Here is a 19,141-nt window from a genome sequence, read left to right as displayed (position 1 = left end):
CGGTCGTTGTAAAAAATACAACGCTCGTTGTAAGTCGGATAGAGTGGCCGGTCAGGAGGAGGCGGTTGTGGGCGAAACGAACGAGTCCCGGCTGACGCAGGCGCGACGCGAGGTCTCACCGCGCAAGCTGGAGAAGCAGATGGCGATCGCGAGCGCGTCCTGCACGCTCTTCGGCCGCGAGGGCTATGCGCGCGCCTCGGTCGACGCGCTGGCCGCCGAGGCCGGCGTCTCCACGCGCACGCTCTACAACCACTTCCCGGGCGGCAAGGCCCAGCTCTTCCAGACGGTGGTGACCTGGTCGTCCAACGAGGTCCGCGATGCCCAACTGGCCCGCCTGCGAGCAACGTTGGACCCCGAGCGGCCACCGCGCGCCGAGGATCTGGAACGCGATCTGGTCGCCCTGGCCCGTGCGTTCGTCGGCCTCATGGCCGACTATCCGAACCACTTCGCGCTCGTCCGGCACATCCACGCCGAGGCCGACCATGTGCCGCCGGAGGTCCTCAAGGCCTGGTACGAGGCCGGTCCGGGACCGGTCGGCCGGGCCGTCGCCGAGGCGATGACCCACCTCACGGACGCCGGACTGCTGGACATGCACGGCGACGCGGCGCTGGCCGCCGGCCACTTCATGGCCCTGACCAGCCACACGATCGTCCAGTTCACCGACTACGGCGTCCACCCCCTCCCGGCGGCGGAGACGGACCGGCTGATCAGGGGCGGTGTGGCGGCATTCCTTCGGGCCTACGGACGCGACGGCCTCGGCCCCACCGGCTGACCATCGGCCCGGCCGCAGGAGTCGGGCAGGGATCAGCGCGCTCCCCGGAGGAACCCCTCCACCACCCGGCGCACCTTGCGGGCGGCACCGTCGTCCCCGAGCCGCATCGCGATGTTGGCCGCGTTGCAGACGGCGTCCACCTGGAACGCGGCCAGCTCCACGTCCGGCGCGGCGGGATCACCGGCGCCGGCGGCCTGCCGCAGCTGTTCGGCGATCAGTTTCAGCCATGCCTCGCGATGGGCGAGCAGGGCGTCACGGACCGCGCCGGGACGGCTGTCGTAGGCGGGAAGGTTGGCGGACCAGAAGCAGCCGCCGACGAAGAGGGGGGTCTGCGCGTAGGTGATCCAGTGCTCGGTCAGCGCTCGCAGCCGGGCGGCACCCGCCGGGAAGGCCCGCGCGGGTCGCACCACGGCCCGCTCGAACTCGCGGTGCGCGCACTCGGCGGCGGCCAGCTGCAGGTTCTCCTTGGTCCGGAACAGCGTCTGGACACCGCTCTTGCTCAACCCGAGGTCAGCGGCCAGCCGGCCGATGCTGAGCCCGTCGAGGCCCTCCAGCGAGGCGATGTCGACGGCGTGCCGGGCGACTCGTTGCCGGGCGCGCGCACCGCGCACCAGCCGCAGATCGGTCACCTCAGGCCCCTCCGCACCCAGGATTCCGCGCCCCGCGCCGCGCTCCGGAACGTGTCGTTCGCTTTCCATCCGCGCCATCGTGCCACACCTCACAGAAGATGTACGACCGGTCGTATGTCTTGTTGACCGTCTGTACCGGACGACTTGCTGGACGTCTTGTTGCCCGGGACCGCCCGGGCTGACAACTTCGCGCGGAGTACTGTGACCGGAGTGGTTGTCGATGACCGCCTGCACACGGAGCCGGACATTCCATGGTGAGACGCAATGACCAACGGCGTGCCGTGCTGGTCGACGCCGCGATCGAGGTGCTGGCGCGGGACGGGGCACGCGGGCTGACCTTCCGGGCGGTGGACGGGACGGCCGCCGTGCCTCCCGGTACGGCGTCCAACTACTTCTCCAGCCGCGACGAGCTGCTCACCCAGGCCGGCGCCCGCGTCTACGAGCGGCTCCAGCCCGACGAGGCCACGCTCGCCCGCCAGCGGACCGCCGGCCGCGACCGGGAGACGTACGCGGAGCTGATGCGTGAACTCGTCGGCCGGGTCGCCGCCTTCCGCACCGGATACCTCGCGCTGCTGGAACTCCGGCTGGAGGCGACCCGCCGCCCGGAGCTGCGCGCCGTGCTCACCGAGCGGGTCCGCGCCGATCTCGCCGCCAACGTCGCCTATCACGAGGCCTCCGGCCTGCCCGGCGACGCCACGGCCGTCAAGCTGCTCTACCTCGCCCTGAACTGGCTGATCGTCGAACAACTCACCCTGCCGGACGTGCTCTCCGAGGCGGAGCGGGACGAACTGGTGACGGCGGCGGTCGAGCGGATCGTGACCCAGGCCTGAACAGCCCGCCGTGTGCGCCACCGAGCCCGGGGCGTGAACGCGGTCAGACGGTGGCCCGGGACCGGTCCGGGCAGAGGTGGTGCACGGCGGTCCGTGCGGCGTGCGGGGCGAGGAGGCTCTGCAGTTCGTCGGCCGCGAGCTTGAGGAGATCGCCGTCCCGGGTGGTGTGGAGGGTTTCGAGGACGAAGGTGACGTGGGTGGAGTCCTCGGTGACGCGGGTGCGGTGGGCGTCGCGGTGGTTCCAGTGCCGCGTCAGGACACCGGTGGTGTCGGCGTAGATGATCTCACCGGGCTTGGGGTTCTCGACGGCGTCCGGCTCGCCGAGCGGGGTGAAGGGCTCGGCGCCGTGCGCGTAACGGATGTCGACGTCACCGGTGACCCGGTCCAGGTCGAAGGCGCCGGCGGGCAGACCGTGCCGGACGGAGACGGCGTTGTAGGAGTCGACGGCCGGGTTGATGCGCGGCAGGGTGCCCTTCTTGGCGAGGCGGCGGCCGAGCGCGTCGACGCTCGGGCGGATGCGGCGGGGGTTGGTGCCGAAGGCGCGGTAGGCGCCGTGCCAGGCCTCGATACGGGGGTCGGTCTCGTCGGCGGGCCGCCAGGTACCGTCCGCTAGTTGCTGTTCCAGTTCCTCCAGGGCGGTGGCCGTGTGCGGCCAGGGTTCACGGCCGCGCAGACCGGTCGCCGTGACCAGGGCGATGAGGGTGTCGGGGAAGGCGTCGGCGACGGCGGGGGCGAGCCGGAAGGCCCGGTCGCGCACAACGTCCGGGCGGCCCGCGTCCGCGCGGGTCTGTCGCTGGACGAACTCAGCCGGCGCGCCCAGGTCAGCAAGGGCGCCCTGGTGGGCCTGGAGAAGGCCCAGGGCAACCCCAACCTGGCCACGCTCGTCCGGCTGGCCGACACCCTCGGCATCTCGGTGTCCGCGCTGATGCAGGGGCCGGCCGAGAGCTGGGTCCGCGTGGTGTCCGCCGACACCACGGCTCCCCTGTGGACCGGAGAGCGGGGCAGCGAGGCCCGGCTCATGCTGACGACCGCGGGCCCGACCCCGGTCGAGGTCTGGCGCTGGCGGCTGGAACCGGGCGAGGAATACCCCAGCCACCCCCACCAGGCCGGGGTCGTGGAGACCGTCAGCGTCACCGGCGGCCGGATGACCCTGGTCGTGGACGGCACCGAGCACCCGCTGGAGGCCGGCCAGACCGCCGTGTTCGACGGCGACACCCCGCACACCTACCGCGGCGCGGGCACCGGGACCTGCCATCTGATCATGACGGTCCAGCTACCCCTCTGATCGAACTCCGCGATATTCACGGAATGCAATTTCCTGCCTATTAGCTTTTCGCCGATTGCTGCGATCGGCCCCCTCAAATACTGCTTTCGGGCAACGAAAACACCCGAATGTACGACACCCCCTCCCCCGGAGGGGCTCGTTAGGCGGTCGTGACACGAACTGAGGGACTCACGACCGGGAATCTTCGCTCGACGATCACATTTAACGTGGAATGCGACGAAGGTGAGGTGTTCATTGACGGATGTTCAGATCTTCTCGACGACTTCCTGAGAAGAATGACCCAGCTGGAAAGTGAGTACCTGCAGGCGATGGTGGGGCTATAGGACTTACAGGATGGACAGGATTCACAACGAAGACCTCTTCAGCGACACCGAGTTCAGCACGCTTGAGATGCAGTGGGATCCAGTCGAAGAACTGGCCCAGATGCTGTCCGCCGCGTCGGCCGCGGAACCCGAAGTACCGAGTCCGCCGCACGAGCGGTCCAGCCACCGGAGGACCCGGCAGCGGCTCCGTGCGGAATCCCGCTCGCACGACAGCAACCGGGGAACCCATGTCACGATCCTGATCGCGACCATCTCGGTGTGCGCCGTCTGTATGTTGGGCTGGTCATTCTCTTATTCCTATGCCCAGCTCCGCGCCACCGCGGGCTCCGTGCTGCCGGCGAGACTCGCCGAGTGGTGGCCGCTGACGGTGTACGGGCCATGGCTCGTGGCGGCCCTGTCCATTCTGCGGGCGACCGTTCAGAATCGCAGCGCGCGTAGGTCCTGGGGTGTGGTGCTGGGCGCCTCCGCCATGGCGGTGGCCCTGTGTGTCAGCCACTCACCGCACTCACTGCTTTCCTGGATTATTTTCGGAATTCCGCCGATCACCGCGCTGGTGTGTTTCTGGGAGATTGTCGGCCAGGTCTCGTCCAAAGTGGCCAAACCCCGGCACGCCGCACACACGCGACGGAACTCCAAGCCGTAGAGCCGCCGTTCGCCGTCACTCCGTCAGCCGTCGCCGCCCGCCCCGGCGCCGAAGCCGCTCGGCGCCGCCGGTCCGCGCGACGGCCGGCCGGTGACGTTCGAACCGTGCTCTGCGGCCCGGATGGGCGGAAGCCCAGATGGATGAAAGAGGTGCTCGGCAACCTGGTCCGATTACAGACGGTATTACGTTCGATATGCGGTCTGTGCGCGTCTGGGCAAGCCTTGGACGCAAGCCCCCAAGACACGTGTCTTGCCGGAGGATCCAGAAAGGACCGTTCCCATGCGATACATCGCCGCCCTCTTCATCGCCGGGCTCCTCGCAGCTGTTGCGGCCCCGTCCGCTTCCGCTGGGGAAGGCCCCGGCTACGTCTGCGACACCCACACGATTAGCTCGCTCTGCTGGTGACTTCGTTGTGAACGGCAACAGGCCGCGGACGTGGAGTCCGCGGCCTGTTCCCGCGCTCACGACGAGCGGCTCACGGGTGCTGGGATGCACCGCGGGCGTAGTCGGTCTCGCCGATCGCGACGGGACGTACGCCGCCGAGCCGAGTCAGCGGAATTTCATCAGCAAGGTATAGGCGGGGCCAACTCACCGCGAAGCTCCGCCTGTTGCCGTACCTTCCGAAGTGTCGAGGCCCGACGGAAGCGGCAGGGGGGACGCACGTGGGGAACCAGGCTCGCTACCGGCACCCGTCCGCGCGGGAACCGCGCGTATGAGCGGGAGCCCGTTCTTCCAGCATGACTTCAAGCCCGGCTCTGCGCCGGATTCCCCGCCGGACTCTCGGCCGGACAAGACCCCGTCACCGGGTGATGCGCGGCGGGCGGCCAGAGGGCGGGTGCTGATCTTCGCCGGATGGACCCTGCGGATCGTGGGCACGGCGTCGGGCATCCTGGGGTTCATGGTCTTCAGGAAGAGCCTGGAGAGCGATCAGTGGTCGTCCGTTCCGCACATCCGCTGGTGGTTACGCCTGCTGGGAGCGGTGGTGGGCTTCTTCGCCGGCGTGGCGGTCTTCATGATCGGCCGGCAGACCGTCGTACGCGGCAAGCAGCACATCGCCGACGTCATCGAGTCCTTGGACCGCCTGCCCGGCACCCGCTACCTGCTGTACTTGCGCCCGTTCTCCAACGACGCGCTCATGTCCGGGCTGCCCGACGACATCCAGGGCGGCGGAAACGCCCAGAACTTCTTCCTCGTCTCGGGGCTGACGTACGAGGAGTCCCTGGTCCGCCGCTTCCGGCGGTTCGGCCGGGTCATCGCGATCGGCCGGCCCGGCGAGGCGCTGCCGCTACCGGGAGCGGCACGCGGGTATCTGCCGCTGGGCGACTGGCAGTCCGAGGTGAGCAGGCTGATCGCGGGTGCGCACGCCGTGCTGCTGGCGGCGGGTCCCGGTGCGGGCACGGTGTGGGAGTTCACCGAGGCGGTGCGCCTCGTACCGCCGGCACGGCTGTTGCTGCTGGCCTACTGCGATGCCCCGACGTACGACCGCTTCCGGGAAGCCGTCGCCGAGGAGTACGACCGCCGCTCACGCACCGAACCAGGCGCACCGGTGACGGGCCTGTGGCCCCCACTGCCCGGCCTGCCGGACTTCCCCTCGCCCGCCCGCCCCGAACGGCCACGCTGGGAGGTCCTCCTGAACGGCGGGAAGAAGCGGCTGCGTTGGGACTTCACCCTCAAAGGGCTGATCGTCTTCCGGCCGGACTGGGCGGCGAAGTTCATTCGCTTCGACCCCACGACGCTACGGCTGTCCAGCACATGGACGCTCAGCCGGCTGGTCAGGCGTGAACTCCAGCCCGTCATGGACCAGTTGACCGAGCTCGACACACGGGAGGAGCCCGGTGACGACATCCCCTGAGCCGGACCCGCAGCCGGAGACGCCGGTCAGGCGGCCGGAAACACCGAACCGGCGGCCGGAGACACTGGACCAGCAGCCGGAGCTACTGGAGTTGTACAAACTCGCCGTAGAGATGGCCGACCGGGTCTCCGCTCGTCGAGGCACCGCCAACGCCTTCTTCCTGTCGGTGCAGTCGGCCCTGGTGACCCTGGTCGCCTTCGGCTCTCCCAATCTGTCGCAGTCCCCCTGGTGGGTACCGCTGGCCGTGGCCCTGGCGGGCATCACCCTGTCCGGCGCGTGGTGGCTGCAACTGCGCAGCTACCGGGACCTGAACAGCGCGAAGTTCCAGGTCATCCACAAGCTGGAGGACCACCTCGCAGCACGGCTCATGGCCGACGAGTGGGACATACTCAAGCGGGATCCCCTTCCCGGCCGGCGCACGCGCTACGCGGAGCTGGGCACCTCCGAGCGCATCGTCCCCCTCGTCTTCGCCATGGCCCACCTGATCCTGTTCGGGGGCACACTGTCCGTGTGACCTACCTGGACTCGCTCGCCGCCCTCATCCGCTCCTGCCTGCCCCCGCACGCGAAGCCCCCCGCGTACTCCGACGGCCTGTTCCGCCTCTACGCCGTCCTTCTGCTGGCAAAGGGGGACCAGGTGACCGACGAGGACGTCCACAACGCCTGGTGCGCCTGGATGCAGACGGTGAACAGCGACCACAAGGCCCTGATCCCCTTCAGCGACCTCGACCCGGCGACACGCGCCGCGGACACCCCGTACACCGAGGCCATCCACGCAGCGACCCGCCGGGTGGCCAGGGGCCACGAGTAGCCCCCGGCCACCCGGGCCGCTCACGCAGGTCAGCCGATGGGGGTCTTGGCCAGAACCTCTCGCAGCGAAGTTGATCCCCGGGTCGCGTCCGGCAGCTGCTGATTCGTCCGCCCGAACGGCAGCGAATCCGCAGGCCACAGGCACATCCGCTCACGCATCGCCCACGCACGAGCCCGAAAACGACACAGCGCCCGAGTCAGCCGAAGCCGACCCGAGCGCTGCGTAGCAGGTCAGAGGGCATATCCCCCGCCTACCTCCGGTAGGCCCTGTGGGACTCGAACCCACAACCAATGGATTAAAAGTCCACTGCTCTGCCAATTGAGCTAAGGGCCCAGGCGATGTTGCCTGTCCGAGCATAGCCGGACGCGGCCGCGTCTCCGATCGGGTATCGGTGACCCGGCCGCGTCATGTGGGGCTCGGAGGGGGAGTAGGGGGTGGGATGGTCAGTTTTCGACCGGTTCCGGGGTCGCGGCGCGCGCCCCGTCGAGGAACCAGTGGCGGGCCGAGGCCAGCCACCAGGTCGCGGCGAAGCCGAGGACGACCAGGACGGCGACGGGGGCGTAGTTGAAGGTCTCCCAGGTGACCGGGGAGACCTGCGGGAGCATGAAGAGGATCGTGATCAGGACGACCCAGGTGACGGAGACGACGCCGACCGGGCCCGACCAGCGGCCCAGGTGCCACGGCCCCCGGGCGAAGGCCGCACCCTTGCGCACCCGCAGGAAGGTCGGGATGACGTACGCGATGTAGAGGCCGATGACCGCGATCGATGTCACCGCCGCGTACGCCGTCGAGTTGATCAGGTAGGGGAGGCCGAGGGCCAGGGCGCCCAGCGCGGCCAGCCAGACCGCTGCCACAGGGGTGCGGGTGCGCGGGCTGACCGTGTGCCAGACGCGGGAGAAGGGCAGCGCGCCGTCGCGGGAAAAGGCATAGATCATGCGGCTGTTGGCCGTCACCGACGCCATCCCGCAGAAGAGTTGCGCGCCGATCACCACCAGCAGGAGGAGTTTGCCGGTCGTGGCACCGAGCGCGTCCAGGAGAATCTGGGCCGGGGGCGCGCCGGTCGGGGACGCGAGTTCCTTGTCGTACGACTGGATCGCGAAGGTGAAGCCCAGCAACAGCACGAAGCCGGCTATCCAGGACGTCCAGATCGAGCGGACGATGCCCTTCGGGCCCGCCGTCGACGCGTCGTGGGTCTCCTCCGTCATGTGAGCCGAGGCGTCGTAGCCGGTGAAGGTGTACTGCGCCATCAGGAGGCCCAGGAGGACGACGTACGCGCCACTGCCCCAGCCGGTTTGGTTCACGAACTTCGTGAAGACGAACGTCGCCGACTGGTGGTGGTCGGGGACGAGGGCGAGCGCGCCGACGATCACCGCCACGCCCAGCACATGCCACCACACGCTCACGTTGTTCAGGAACGCGACGATGGGCACGCCGAAGGTGTTCAGCAGGCCGTGCAGGAGCAGGATCGCGGCGAAGAGGAGGACCGTGCGGCCGGGGGTCACCTCGAAGTCGAACTGGAGGTTCAGGTAGGCGCCCAGGAAGGACGCCGCTCCGAAGTCGATGCCGGCCGTCACCGCCACCTGGCCCAGTACGTTGAACCAGCCGGTGAACCAGGCCCAGGCTGCCGCGGAGCGGGGCGGTGCCAGGCGATGGGCCCAGAAGTACAGGCCGGCCGAGGTGGGATACGCCGAGCAGATCTCGGCCATCGACAGGCCGACGAACAGCGTCATCAGGCCCACCGCCACCCAGCCCCAGGTGATCACGGCGGGACCGCCGGTGGTCATGCCGAAGAGATACAGCGTGAGGCAGCCGGAGAGTACCGAGATGATCGTGAAGGAGACGGCGTAGTTCGAGAACGCCGACATCCGGCGGGCGAGGACCTGGGTGTAGCCGAGCTGGGCCAGCCGTTCCTCGTCCGACGGCGTATGTGCCTCGCTCACTCTCGCATCATCTGTCATGCCCCCAGCAATTCCCTTACCGGGGGCGTGACATGCGTCACGCTATGGCCAAAAAGGGCCCGTACGACGTCGTCGTACGGGCCCTTCTCAGATCACTCGGCGGTGCTCAGCTGCGTCAGCCGTTGCGCTTCCAGCGCGGCTTGTCCTCGCGGCGGCCGAAGGAGCCGTTGCCGCGGTGGTCGTCACGGCGGCCGTAGGGGCGCTCGTGGCCACCGGAGCGGAAGCCCGGACGGTCGTCGCGGCGGTCACGGTTGAACGGACGGTCGCTGCCGCGGTGCCCGCCACGCTCGTCCCGGCGGAAGCCGCCACGGTCGTCACGACGCTCGAAACCACCCCGGTCGTCACGACGCTCGAAGGAACGGCCACCACGGTCACCGCGGTCATTACGGTCGTTGCGGTCACGGTCGAACGGACGACGGTCGTCACGGCGCTCGAAGCCACGGCCACCACGGTCGTCACGACGCTCGAAACCACCCCGGTCGTCACGACGCTCGAAGGAACGGCCACCGCGGTCATTACGGTCGTTGCGGTCACGGTCGAACGGACGACGGTCGTCGCGACGCTCGAAGCCACGGCCACCACGGTCGTCACGACGCTCGAAACCACCCCGGTCACGGTCGAACGGGCGGCGCTCGTCGCGACGCTCGAAGCCACGGCCACCACGGTCACCCCGCTCCTCACGGCGCTCGAAGCCCCGCTCGGCACGGTCACCACGGTCGCGGTCGAAGCCGCGCCGCTCCCGGCGCTCGTACGGCGCCGAAGCCGCCGGACGCTCCTCGCGCTCGGCCCGCTGCTCGGCGGCGGCAGCGGCCTCGGCGACCGCCAGCTCCTCCGCGGCCGTCGCCTGGGCCTCGGCCACCGCGGTCTCCGGGTCCTCGCCGCGCTCGCGGGCGACCCGGGCGACCAGCCGGTCGGCCTCCTCGCGCAGCTCGGCGGCGCGGCGCTGGGCGCGCTCCAGCTGCTTGGTGAGCTGGGTGACCTCGCGCTCGGCCTGCTGGGCGGCGTTGCCCGCGGACTCAGCCTGGACCTCGGTCATGGAGCGGGCGCCGGTGATCTCGGCGACCTCCGGGTCGAAGGCGGCACCGCCCTGGATGATGTGGCGGGCCGCGTCCACGCCGGCGTCCTCCATCAGGCGGAAGATCTGGCGCCGCTGGTGCGGCAGGGACAGGGAGACGACCGTGCCCGTGCGGCCAGCGCGAGCGGTGCGGCCGGCGCGGTGCAGGTAGTCCTTGTGGTCACCGGCCGGGTCCACGTTCAGGACCAGGTCGATGCCGTCGACGTGGATACCGCGGGCGGCGACGTCGGTGGCGACCAGGACGTTGACGTAACCGTCCTTGAAGTCGGCCAGCGTGCGGGTGCGGGCGCCCTGGGTCATGCCACCGTGCAGCGCGTCGGCCTTCGCACCGGCCTCGCGCAGCTGCTCGGCGACGCGGTCGGCGCCCAGCTGGGTGCGGACGAAGATGATCGTGCGGCCCTTGCGGGAGGCGATCGCGGCGGTGACCGGCGCCTTGTCCTTGGGCTTCACGATGAGGATGTGGTGGGACATCGTCGTGACGGCGCCCTGGGCCGCGTCCACCTCGTGGGAGACGGGGCTGTTCAGGTAGCGGTCGACGAGGGTCTGGATCTCGTTCTCCATCGTGGCGGAGAACAGCATGCGCTGGCCGCCCGCCGGGACCTGGTCCAGCAGCTCGGTGACCTCGGGCAGGAAGCCCAGGTCGGACATCTGGTCGGCCTCGTCGAGTACGGCGATCTGCACGTCCTCCAGCGAGCAGGCGCCGCGGTTGATGATGTCGCGCAGACGGCCGGGCGTGGCGACGAGGATGTCGACGCCGCGCTCCAGGGCGTAGATCTGGTTGCCCATGGAGGTGCCGCCGCAGACGACCTTCATCTTCAGGCCGAGGACGTCGCCGTACGGCTGGAGGGCGTCGGCGACCTGCATGGCCAGCTCGCGGGTCGGGGTGAGGATGACCGCGCGGGGGCGCTTCTTCTCGGTGCGGCCGCCGGCCAGCGTGGCCAGGGTCGGCAGACCGAAGGAGAGGGTCTTGCCGGAGCCGGTGCGGCCACGGCCGAGGATGTCCTTGCCGACCAGGGCGTCCGGGATGGTCGCGGCCTGGATCGGGAAGGGGGTCGTCACGCCGTTCTGCGCGAGCTTGCGCACGACACCCTCGGGCAGGCCGAGGTCGGCGAAGGTGATCTGGGGGGACTGGGTGTCAGCGGCCTCGGGGGCCTCGGCGACCTCGTCGGTCACGTCGGCGAGTTCCTTGTCGAGCTGGTCGATCTCGTTGAACTCGTTCTCGGACACGACGAACTGGTCAGTGCTGGACACGGACATGCGAATGCGAAACCTTCCGGAGTCTCTTCGGCACGCGCCCGTCAACTCCGTGTTTCGCTCACGACCGCCTCAATGCGGTCCGCCACGGCAAAGGAGAGTACGCGCCACACGGCGCGCTCTGTGGTGGCGCCGGGCAAATGGGATCAAACGATCTACCACCATACGCACTCACCACCCCTGAAGGCAAACCGAGCCTCATAGTCGCAGGTCGGACCTCATCTGCTCGGGTCAGCTCCGGCTCGGCCGCTCACGCCGGTGCGCCCGCAGCCGGTGCCGGTTCGCGCTGGACGAGCTGCGGTCCCGTCTCCGCGTGCGCCGACGAGGACGGCTCGGCCGTCGGGGGCTCGGAGGTCGCCGGAGGCGGGGTGGAGGGCGGGGGCTCGGGCGGGGCGGAGGTGGCCGGTGGTGTCGGCGGGGCCTCGGTGGGCGCCGGATCGCCGGGCTTGACGGTCCGGCCCGGCTTGCCGGGTTTCGCCGGGGCCGCGGGGACGCTGTCCTCGCCGGACGGGGTGTCCGAGGCGGAGGGCGACGTCCCCGGCTTCGCCTTGCCGCCGTGCTCGTGCTTGTTGTCCTCGCCCGCCCTGCCGTGCTCGCCGAAGCCCCTGGCACCGTCCACCGGGCCGCCGTCGGGCGCCTCACCACCGTGCCGGCCCGCCGAGTGCGAGGGCCTGGCCGGGACCGCGTCGTCACCCACGTTCACACAGCCGGCGGCAGCGGCGAGGGCCAGCACCGAGACGGTGAGCCGGACGGGTACGGACAAGGGGCGCACGGCGGCCACCTCCGGAGGCAAGGAACGGAGTCAACCTCCCCAACTCCCGCCGCCCGCAAGAAGACACGCGCCACGTCCGCATCGACGCCCACCCACAAGCCGACGCACGTCTACGACCCCCTCCGCCGTAGTGCGTACCTCGTCATTCACCGCTACCGCACTCACCCGTACCCAAGGGCATGGAGCCGGGCGTCGTCGATGCCGAAGTGGTGGGCGATCTCGTGGACCACGGTCACCTCGGTCTCGGCGACGACGTCCGCGCGGCTGTCGCACATCCTCAGCGTCGGCCCGCGATAGACGGTGATCCGGTCCGGCAGCACGCCCGCGTACCACTCGCCGCGGTCGGTCAGCGGTGTGCCCTCGTACAGGCCGAGCAGCTCGGGGTCGTGGGCGGGCGGTTCGTCCTCCACGAACACCGCCACGTTGTCCATGAGCCGCGTCAGCTCCGGCGGGATCCGGTCGAGCGCCTCGGCGACCAGTTCCTCGAACTCCTCGCGCGTCATCTCCAGCACACGGTCATTGTCCGGTACGGGGGCCCGTACGAGAGCGGTGCGGCACCGCATATCCACGGCCGGACTTGGGCATACGGCACCAATGGTCCGCGTTCCCGTCGCAGCCCTCCGCACGATGACTCACCGCCTGCGCCACGCCGCCCACGGCGCCCGCCCGCTCCCCGTTCCGCAACGCGCCGCCCCGAAGCCCGCCGCCCCGGAACTCACCGTGCCGGAAGTCACCGCCCGCCCGCGCCCCTGGCTCCGTGCCCTCGGTCTCACGGCCGTCGTCCTCGTAGGCGCCTGGCTGGGGCTGCTGATCGTGGGGAACGTACGGGCCCCGGTCGGCCCCATGAACACGACGATGGCGCTGCGCCCGTCCCTCACCGGCGGCACGAAGATCAATATCTCGCCGCTGGGCGCGCTCACCCTGGACAGCCATGTGGCGCCCGTCCGCCTGGACGTGAACGTGGACCAGCTCGACCCACTCCGCTCCCAGGCGCTGGTCGACCACCCCGAGCGGATCTCCGGACTGCAGGACGAGGTCGCCAAGGACGTCGAGCACGACACGCTGGACCTGGCCGTGCGCTCCTGTGTCGCTGTGGTCGCCGGCGCCACGGCCCTCGGCCTCGCCGTCTACCGCAGCCCCCGCCGGGCCCTCACCGCCGGCGGCCTCGCCCTGACCCTGCTGGCCGCGTCCGGGGCGAGCGCGGCCGCCACCTGGAACCCGAAGTCGATACTGGAGCCGAAGTTCTCCGGCCTGCTCAGCTCGGCACCGCAGGTGGTCGGCAACGCACGCAGCATCGTCTCCGACTTCGGCGTCTACCAGAAGGAGCTGGCCCGCCTGGTGACGAACGTGACGAAGCTCTACGACGTCACCTCCACGCTCCCGGCCTACCAGCCGGATCCCTCCACCATCCGGGTCCTGCACGTGTCGGACATCCACCTCAACCCGGCGAGCTGGAAGATCATCGCCTCGCTGGTGGAGCAGTACAAGGTGAACGTGATCGTGGACTCCGGCGACACGATGGACCACGGCATCGCGGCGGAGAACGGCTTCCTGGACCCGATCCGGGGCCTGGGAGTGCCGTACCTCTGGGTGCGCGGGAACCACGACTCGCCGACCACCCAGCACTATCTGGAGCGGATGAAGAACGTGCACATCCTGGACGACGGCCGCGCCCAGACGGTCGCCGGACTGCGTTTCGCGGGCATCGGCGACCCGCAGTTCACCCCCGACCGCTCGGTGGTGCCCGGCGGCGACGCGGCCGAGCAGCTGGCGGGGGACCGGCTGGCCAGCGCCCTGCGCGACCAGAAGGCCCGGCACACCCCGGTCGACGTCGCCGTCGCCCACGAGCCGGCCGCGGCCCGCGAGACGGACGGCGAGGTGCCGCTCGTGCTGTGCGGCCATCTGCACCACGAGGGGGACGAGAAACTGCCCTACGGCACGAGGCTGCGCATGGAGGGCTCCACGGGCGGCAGCGGGCTGCGTGCGGTGGAGCGCACCTACCCGGCCCCCATCGAGGCCTCGATCCTCTACTTCGACCGCGACAGCCGACGGCTGCAGGCCTGGGACGCGATCAAACTGGGCGGCCTGGGCGAGACGACGGCCGAGGTCAGCCGCCACCTGGCCGACGACGCCCTCCACCAGCGGACCCACCACGGGAAACCGAGCGCCACCCCCACCCCGGCAACCCCTTCCCCCGCCTCTTCCACCTCTTCGCCGTAAACCGTTTTGGCGATACTCCCCGCCATCCCATATGCTTCTCACGTCCCCGACGCGCTGAGAAGCGCCCAGGCGGGCCGATAGCCCTCATCGTCTAGCGGCCTAGGACGCCGCCCTTTCAAGGCGGTAGCACGGGTTCGAATCCCGTTGGGGGCACGCAATGCCGTGTGCGACACTGTTGCACGCAAGCTTGGTCCTGTGGAGCAGTTTGGAGTGCTCGCCACCCTGTCAAGGTGGAGGCCGCGGGTTCAAATCCCGTCAGGACCGCTGGTGTTTCACGTGAAACACCTTGGCTGGGTAGCTCAGTTGGTACGAGCGTCCGCCTGAAAAGCGGAAGGTCGCCGGTTCGACCCCGGCCCCAGCCACAGCCACGAAGGCCCCGTTCAATGAACGGGGCCTTCGTCGTTCGGTTACGACCGGGCGCGGTACGGGCTGCTCGCGCTGATCATCAGCAATCTGGCGATAGCGGCCGTCGCGATCTTCGGTGTGTGACGGCTCCACGAGGACGAGTCCGTGATCGTCGGCGTCCTGACCGCCGCGTTCACTGCCGTGAGCAGCATGACCACCGCCTACCTGGGCATCAAGGCAGTCTCAAGTACCGCGAAGTCGATCGCGCTGGGCCAGCAGGGCGCTGCTCCGGCCACGACACCGCCGGCCGCCACGCCGCCGCCCCAGCGGACTCCCTGAGCAGCGCGGTCAAATCGTTCGCTTGTTTTTCGGACGGGGTGAGATCCTGGATCGCGTATGTCTACGCATCCCGCCCCCGTTCTCGGCACCCTCGCTCCCCGTCTGACCGAGTTGTCGCTGCGCGACGCGCATCGGCTCGGCCGGCGGCTCGAGGGCGCGCGCAAGATCCGTAAGCCGGAGGCCCGCGCCGCCGTCCTCGCCGAGATCGAGGCGGAGGTCGGCAAGGCCGAGGCACGGATCGGTGAACGGCGTGCCCGTGTGCCCGCCGTCTCGTACCCCGGGCAGCTGCCCGTCAGCCAGAAGAAGGACGTGATCGCGGAGGCCATCCGCGATCACCAGGTCGTCATCGTCGCCGGTGAGACCGGGTCCGGCAAGACCACGCAGATCCCCAAGATCTGTATGGAACTCGGGCGCGGCGTGCGTGGCATGATCGGGCACACCCAGCCCCGCCGTATCGCCGCCCGTACCGTCGCCGAGCGGGTCGCGGAGGAGCTGCGGACGCCCCTCGGTGAGGCCGTCGGCTGGAAGGTCCGCTTCACCGACCAGGTGAACCCGGACGCCACCTTCATCAAGCTGATGACGGACGGAATCCTGCTCGCCGAGATCCAGACCGACCGCGAACTGCGCGCCTACGACACGATCATCATCGACGAGGCCCACGAGCGGTCCCTCAACATCGACTTCCTGCTCGGCTATCTCGCGCAGTTGCTGCCGAAGCGGCCGGATCTCAAGGTCGTCATCACCTCCGCGACCATCGATCCCGAGCGTTTCTCCCGGCACTTCGGCGACGCCCCGATCATCGAGGTCAGCGGCCGGACGTACCCGGTGGAGGTGCGCTACCGGCCGCTCCTCGAAGAGGAGTCGGACGACGCCGACCGCGACCAGATCACGGCCATCTGCGATGCGGTGGAGGAACTCCAGGCCGAGGGGCAGGGCGACATCCTCGTCTTCCTCTCCGGTGAGCGGGAGATCCGGGACACCGCCGACGCGCTGGAGAAGAAGAGGTACAGATTCACCGAGATCCTGCCCCTCTACGCACGGCTGTCGCACGCCGAGCAGCACCGGGTCTTCCAGCCGCACACCGGGCGCAGGATCGTTCTGGCCACCAACGTCGCCGAGACATCCCTCACCGTCCCCGGGATCAAGTACGTCATCGACCCCGGCTTCGCCCGGATCAGCCGCTACAGCCACCGCACCAAGGTCCAGCGGCTGCCCATCGAGCCGATCTCCCAGGCCAGCGCCAACCAGCGCAAGGGGCGCTGCGGCCGGACGAGCGACGGCATCTGCATCCGGCTGTACTCCGAGGACGACTTCGTCGGCCGCCCGGAGTTCACGGACGCGGAGATCCTCCGCACGAACCTCGCCTCCGTCATCCTGCAGATGACCGCCGCCGGCCTCGGCGACATCGAGAAGTTCCCGTTCATCGACCCGCCGGACCACCGCAACATCCGTGACGGTGTGCAGCTGCTGCAGGAGCTGGGCGCGCTCAACCCGGCCGAGAAGGACGCACGCAAGCGGCTCACCGACACCGGCCGCAAGCTCGCCCAGCTGCCCGTCGACCCGCGCCTGGCCCGCATGGTGCTGGAGGCCGACAAGAACGGCTGTGTCCGCGAGGTCATGGTCATCGCCGCCGCGCTGTCCATCCAGGACCCGCGCGAACGCCCGGCCGACAAGCAGACCCAGGCCGACCAGCAGCACGCCCGCTTCAAGGACGAGACCAGCGACTTCCTCGCCTATCTGAACCTCTGGGGTTACATCCGCGAGCAGCAGAAGGAGCGGGGCTCCAGCTCGTTCCGGCGGATGTGCAAGCAGGAGTACCTGAACTTCCTGCGCATCCGTGAGTGGCAGGACATCTACACCCAGCTGCGTACGGTGGCGAAGCAGATGGGCATCCACCTCAACGAGGAGGACGCGGCCGGCGACCGCGTCCATGTCTCGCTGCTGGCCGGCCTGCTCTCCCACATCGGGATGAAGGACGTACGGGAGGGCAACAAGAACGAGTACCTGGGCGCCCGCAGCGCCAAGTTCGCGATCTTCCCGGGCTCGGCGCTGTTCAAGAAGCAGCCGAAGTTCGTGATGTCGGCCGAGCTGGTGGAGACGAGCCGGCTGTGGGCGCGGGTCAACGCCAAGATCGAGCCCGACTGGGTCGAGCCGCTCGCCGAGCACCTCCTGAAGCGGACGTACAGCGAACCGCACTGGGAGAAGGACCAGGCGGCGGTGATGGCGTACGAGAAGGTCACGCTGTACGGCGTCCCGATCGTCGCCCAGCGCAAGGTGAACTACGGCCGCATCGACCCGGAGACGAGTCGCGAGCTGTTCATCCGCAACGCGCTGGTCGAGGGCGACTGGCGTACGCACCACAAGTTCTACGCCGACAACCGCAGACTCCTCAGCGAGGTGGAGGAGTTGGAGCACCGGGCGCGGCGCCGGGACATCGTGGTCGACGACGAGACGCTCTTCGACTTCTACGACCAGCGGGTGCCGGAACATGTCGTCTCCGGCGCCCACTTCGACTCCTGGTGGAAACGGAAGCGGCACGAGCAGCCCGACTTCCTGGACTTCGAGCGGGAGATGCTCATCCGGGAGTCGGCCGAGGCGGTCACGAAGGCCGACTATCCGGACTCCTGGCGGCAGGGGCAGCTCAAGTTCCGGGTGACGTACCAGTTCGAGCCGGGCGCGGACGCGGACGGTGTGACGGTCCACATCCCGCTCCAGGTCCTCAACCAGGTCACGGACGAGGGCTTCGACTGGCAGATCCCAGGCCTGCGCGAGGAGGTCGTGACGGAGCTGATCCGCACCCTCCCCAAACCGGTCCGCCGCAACTACGTACCCGCGCCGAACTACGCGAGGGCCTTCCTGGAGCGGGCGGTGCCCCTCCAGGAGCCGCTGACCGTGACGATGGCCCGCGAGCTGAAGCGGATGGTGGGCGTCCCGTTCGAGCCGGAGGACTTCGACTGGGCGAAGGTCCCCGACCACCTCAAGATCACCTTCCGGATCGTCGACGAGCGGCGCCGGAAGCTGGCCGAGGACAAGGACCTGGAGGCGCTGAAGCTCAAGCTGAAGCCGAAGGCGCGGGAGGCCCTGTCCCAGGCGGCCGCGGCCACGGCCTCCCGCGAGGGCGGCGAGTCCCTGGAGCGCAAGGGCCTCAGCGACTGGACGATCGGCACGCTCACCCGGGTCTTCGAAACCCGCCGCGCCGGCCAGCCCGTGAAGGCGTACCCGGCGCTGGTGGACGACGGCGACACGGTCTCGGTCCGCCTCTTCGACACGGAGGCGGAGCAGGCCGAGGCGATGTGGAAGGGCACCCGGCGCCTCATCCTGCGGAACATCCCGGTGAACCCGGCCAAGTTCGCGTCCGAGAAGCTGACCAACGCCCAGAAGCTGGCCCTGTCCGCCAACCCCCACGGCTCCATCCAGGCCCTGTTCGACGACTGCGCGATGGCGGCGGCGGACAAGCTGATCGCGGACTTCGGCGGGCCGGTGTGGGACGAGGAGTCGTACCGGAAGCTCTACGACAAGGTGCGCGCGGAGATCGTCGACACGACGGTCCGCACGGTCGGCCAGGTGCAGCAGGTCCTCGCGGCCTGGCAGGCCTGTGAGCGCCGTCTGAAGGCCGTGAACAGCCCGACGCTGCTCGCGAACCTGACGGACGTCCGCAAGCAGCTGGACGCCCTCGTGAAGCCGGGATTCGTCACGTGGGCGGGCATACGCCGTCTGTCCGACCTGATGCGGTACCTGGTCGCCGCCGACCGGCGACTGCAGCAGATGCCGACGAACGTCCAGCGGGACACGACGCGTATGGAGAAGGTCCACGAGATGCAGGACGAGTACGCCTGGCTCCTGGAGCAGCTCCCCCAGGGCCGCCCGGTGCCGCGGCAGGTCCTGGACATCCGGTGGATGATCGAGGAACTCCGGGTCAGCTATTTCGCCCACGCCCTGGGCACGGCGTACCCCGTCTCCGACAAGCGGATCGTGAAGGCGATCGACGCGGCCGTACCGTAATCGCGTGCGTACAGGGGGTGAGTTCGACCAGG

Annotated in this window: 15 protein-coding genes, 4 tRNA genes and 1 pseudogene; 13 read left to right on the top strand and 7 right to left on the bottom strand. The window is 69.6% G+C overall.

What is annotated here, in order from left to right:
• Positions 1-67: 67 nt before the first annotated feature.
• Positions 68-772 carry a TetR/AcrR family transcriptional regulator gene (locus tag AV521_RS21110; RefSeq protein WP_076090012.1) on the top strand — a complete coding sequence of 235 codons (705 nt, stop codon included), beginning with the start codon at positions 68-70 and terminating at the stop codon, positions 770-772.
• Positions 773-804: 32 nt separating this feature from the next.
• Here the strand turns inward: AV521_RS21110 and AV521_RS21105 are convergent, their stop codons facing one another.
• Positions 805-1,470, bottom strand: a complete 666-nt coding sequence (locus tag AV521_RS21105) for a TetR/AcrR family transcriptional regulator (protein WP_076090049.1) — start codon at positions 1,468-1,470, stop codon at positions 805-807.
• A 182-nt stretch (positions 1,471-1,652) separates the two neighbouring features.
• On the opposite strand from AV521_RS21105, the gene AV521_RS21100 reads away from it, so the two are divergent.
• The gene (locus AV521_RS21100) at positions 1,653-2,231 is read left to right on the top strand and encodes a TetR/AcrR family transcriptional regulator (RefSeq protein WP_076090011.1); all 579 of its coding nucleotides are present in this window, start codon (positions 1,653-1,655) and stop codon (positions 2,229-2,231) included.
• A 43-nt stretch (positions 2,232-2,274) separates the two neighbouring features.
• Here AV521_RS21100 and AV521_RS21095 read toward each other — a convergent pair whose 3' ends face one another.
• The gene (locus tag AV521_RS21095; RefSeq protein WP_076090010.1) at positions 2,275-2,988 is read right to left on the bottom strand and encodes a B3/4 domain-containing protein; all 714 of its coding nucleotides are present in this window, start codon (positions 2,986-2,988) and stop codon (positions 2,275-2,277) included.
• Between AV521_RS21095 and AV521_RS21090 the strand changes: the two are divergent.
• The 5 genes and pseudogenes from AV521_RS21090 to AV521_RS21070 all read left to right on the top strand — a co-directional run.
• Positions 2,980-3,516 (top strand): annotated as a pseudogene (locus AV521_RS21090) (helix-turn-helix domain-containing protein); the annotation flags it as partial. The gene AV521_RS21095 and the pseudogene AV521_RS21090 overlap by 9 nt on opposite strands.
• A 333-nt stretch (positions 3,517-3,849) precedes the next feature.
• Positions 3,850-4,482: a DUF2637 domain-containing protein gene (locus AV521_RS21085; RefSeq protein ID WP_076090009.1), complete on the top strand. Its 633-nt coding sequence runs from the start codon at positions 3,850-3,852 to the stop codon at positions 4,480-4,482.
• 712 nt (positions 4,483-5,194) lie between these two features.
• Positions 5,195-6,334, top strand: coding sequence for a hypothetical protein (locus AV521_RS21080; protein ID WP_143658634.1), 1,140 nt, complete (start codon positions 5,195-5,197; stop codon positions 6,332-6,334).
• A complete protein-coding gene (locus AV521_RS21075; RefSeq protein WP_079249347.1) occupies positions 6,318-6,848 on the top strand; it encodes a hypothetical protein in 531 nt (176 codons plus the stop codon). The genes AV521_RS21080 and AV521_RS21075 overlap by 17 nt, the downstream gene beginning before the upstream one ends.
• On the top strand, positions 6,845-7,144 hold the full coding sequence (locus tag AV521_RS21070) for a hypothetical protein (protein ID WP_076090007.1): 300 nt from the start codon (positions 6,845-6,847) through the stop codon (positions 7,142-7,144). Before AV521_RS21075 ends, AV521_RS21070 begins: the two co-directional genes overlap by 4 nt.
• Positions 7,145-7,404: 260 nt before the next feature.
• Here the strand turns inward: AV521_RS21070 and AV521_RS21065 are convergent.
• The 5 genes from AV521_RS21065 to AV521_RS21045 all read right to left on the bottom strand — a co-directional run bounded on the left by AV521_RS21065 (position 7,405) and on the right by AV521_RS21045 (position 12,715).
• A tRNA-Lys gene (locus AV521_RS21065) sits at positions 7,405-7,477 on the bottom strand.
• A gap of 110 nt (positions 7,478-7,587) precedes the next feature.
• The gene (locus AV521_RS21060) at positions 7,588-9,102 is read right to left on the bottom strand and encodes an amino acid permease (RefSeq protein WP_076090006.1); all 1,515 of its coding nucleotides are present in this window, start codon (positions 9,100-9,102) and stop codon (positions 7,588-7,590) included.
• A gap of 115 nt (positions 9,103-9,217) precedes the next feature.
• Entirely contained in the window at positions 9,218-11,434 is a 2,217-nt protein-coding gene (locus AV521_RS21055) for a DEAD/DEAH box helicase (RefSeq protein WP_076090005.1), read from the bottom strand.
• Between the two features lie 247 nt (positions 11,435-11,681).
• Positions 11,682-12,203 (bottom strand): hypothetical protein, encoded by a 522-nt coding sequence (locus tag AV521_RS21050; RefSeq protein ID WP_076090047.1) that lies wholly within the window; start codon positions 12,201-12,203, stop codon positions 11,682-11,684.
• Between the two features lie 161 nt (positions 12,204-12,364).
• Complete coding sequence (locus tag AV521_RS21045; RefSeq protein WP_067115278.1) at positions 12,365-12,715, bottom strand: metallopeptidase family protein; 351 nt, start codon at positions 12,713-12,715, stop codon at positions 12,365-12,367.
• Positions 12,716-12,830: 115 nt separating this feature from the next.
• Here AV521_RS21045 and AV521_RS21040 point away from each other — a divergent pair, with 115 nt between their 5' ends.
• From AV521_RS21040 to hrpA, 6 genes are all read left to right on the top strand, one after another.
• The gene (locus tag AV521_RS21040; RefSeq protein ID WP_107480970.1) at positions 12,831-14,423 is read left to right on the top strand and encodes a metallophosphoesterase; all 1,593 of its coding nucleotides are present in this window, start codon (positions 12,831-12,833) and stop codon (positions 14,421-14,423) included.
• Positions 14,424-14,503: 80 nt separating this feature from the next.
• Positions 14,504-14,576, top strand: a tRNA-Glu gene (locus AV521_RS21035).
• 36 nt (positions 14,577-14,612) lie between these two features.
• Positions 14,613-14,687 (top strand) — tRNA-Asp (locus AV521_RS21030).
• 24 nt (positions 14,688-14,711) lie between these two features.
• Positions 14,712-14,785 (top strand) — tRNA-Phe (locus tag AV521_RS21025).
• A 148-nt stretch (positions 14,786-14,933) separates the two neighbouring features.
• Positions 14,934-15,107, top strand: coding sequence for a hypothetical protein (locus tag AV521_RS21020; RefSeq protein ID WP_305965180.1), 174 nt, complete (start codon positions 14,934-14,936; stop codon positions 15,105-15,107).
• A gap of 57 nt (positions 15,108-15,164) precedes the next feature.
• Entirely contained in the window at positions 15,165-19,109 is a 3,945-nt protein-coding gene (gene hrpA / locus AV521_RS21015; protein ID WP_076090004.1) for an ATP-dependent RNA helicase HrpA, read from the top strand.
• Positions 19,110-19,141 lie beyond the last annotated feature (32 nt).

Origin of the sequence: Streptomyces sp. IMTB 2501 (assembly GCF_001953885.1) — a bacterium.
Classification (GTDB): domain Bacteria; phylum Actinomycetota; class Actinomycetes; order Streptomycetales; family Streptomycetaceae; genus Streptomyces.
Note: the sequence above shows the minus strand (reverse complement) of the source record. Positions and strands in the feature narration are given on the sequence as shown.